We start from the raw sequence: 1,479 nt of genomic DNA, 5'->3' as shown, positions 1-1,479 counted from the left end.
CGCTTCCTCGCCGACACCACCGGTGACGGCAGGCTCGACATCGTCGGCTGCCACGACGACGGCGTCTGGGTGTCACTCCAGGACGCGGACGGGACATTCGCCGACCCTCTGTACGTCCTCGACGACTTCGGGGCCGACCAGGGGTGGAGCTCGGTCGAGGAGCACCCCCGGTTCCTGGTCAGGACCACCGGTGGCGGAGCACTGGACATCGTCGGGTTCGGCCCACAGGGCGCCGTCGTCTCACGCGGGCGCGGCGACGGCACGTTCGAGCCCTCCAAGCTCGTCCTGAACGACTTCGGGCTCGCCCAGGGGTGGACGAGCGGGAAGCACCTCCGGTTCCTCGCCGACGTCACCGGCGACGGCAACCCCGACATCGTCGGCTTCGGCGACGAGGGAGTCTGGGTGTCGCACAGCCGCGGCGACGGCCGGTTCAAGCAGGCTCAGCTGGTGTGCCGCGGGTTCGGGTACAACGAGGACGCAGGCGCCTGGCGGGTCGACCGCCACCCCCGCTTCCTCGCCGACATCACTGGTGAAGGGCGCGTCGACATCGTCGGCTTCGGCGGCCCGGGGGTGTACGTAGCCCGAAACCTCTTCCGCCGCTTCCGAACCCGATAACCCTCGATGGGCCTCCACAGCCGCAGCACGGCGACTGGCCATCGGCGTGCCGGAACCTGTCACCCCGACCCGACGTGCGGCCTGGCACGCCCTCGCCTGCGAGGCCGCACGTCGAGCAACCGCAGGAACGGGCTACTGCGCCGACAGTGAGAACGGCGGCCACGTCGACGACCCGTCCAAGGACGCCCTGTTCATGCCCATCAGCGATCTGAACGACGCGGACAACACCTTCGTCGCCGTCCAGCCAGACGAGGACGAACCCGCCTGGTTCGCCTCCGTTGCCGTGCTGGACGAGGGTGGCTACGAGGTCGTCCAGCGCGACGCCAACCGCCGCGAACACAACGTCAGCGTCGAGACCGCTATCGGCCACATCGCGGGCGACCTCACCAAATGACTGACCGCCCGCTTCCTAAAACACGCCCTAGAGCCCATGTCGATCGTGGTCACGGCGGGGCAGCGAGGGGACTCCCGCAGTTCGAGCCGGTCCTGGAAAAGGTCCGCGTGCCGCGCGTCGGGCCGGGCCGGCCACGCACACGACCCGATCGCGTGCGCGCCGACAAGGCGTACGCCTCCCGGAAGAATCGCGCCTATCTGCGGCGTCGCGGAATCCGCTGCACCATCCCGGACAAGGCCGACCAAGCCCGCAACCGCGAGAAGCTCGGCTCACGCGGCGGTCGTCCGCCGAAGTTCGACCCCGAAGACTACAAGGCAAGGCACGCGGTCGAATGCGGCATCAATCGCCTCAAAAGACACCGCGCTGTAGCCACACGGTACGACTGTGAGGATGGTCGGGTGCCGCCCCGGGCGGTGGTCTGGCCCGAGGTACGACTGGCGCTTATGCCTTGAGTTTGATCTGCCGACCAC

The 1,479-nt window shown here is 68.8% G+C and carries 2 protein-coding genes and 1 pseudogene; all 3 read left to right on the top strand.

Annotation, left to right across the window (positions count from 1 at the left end; genetic code table 11):
- The coding region (locus tag P3T39_RS37365) for a VCBS repeat-containing protein (protein ID WP_280703784.1) at positions 1-615 on the top strand (615 nt) is incomplete at its 5' end.
- 46 nt (positions 616-661) lie between these two features.
- Positions 662-1,009, top strand: coding sequence for a hypothetical protein (locus P3T39_RS37360; RefSeq protein WP_280703783.1), 348 nt, complete (start codon positions 662-664; stop codon positions 1,007-1,009).
- A 74-nt stretch (positions 1,010-1,083) separates the two neighbouring features.
- Positions 1,084-1,461, top strand: a pseudogene (locus P3T39_RS37355) (transposase); the annotation flags it as partial.
- Positions 1,462-1,479 lie beyond the last annotated feature (18 nt).

The organism is Kitasatospora sp. GP82, assembly GCF_029892105.1.
In the GTDB taxonomy this organism is placed as follows: Bacteria; Actinomycetota; Actinomycetes; order Streptomycetales; family Streptomycetaceae; genus Kitasatospora.
The sequence above is the reverse complement of the archived record's forward strand: the minus strand, read 5'-3'. Positions and strand labels throughout refer to the sequence as shown.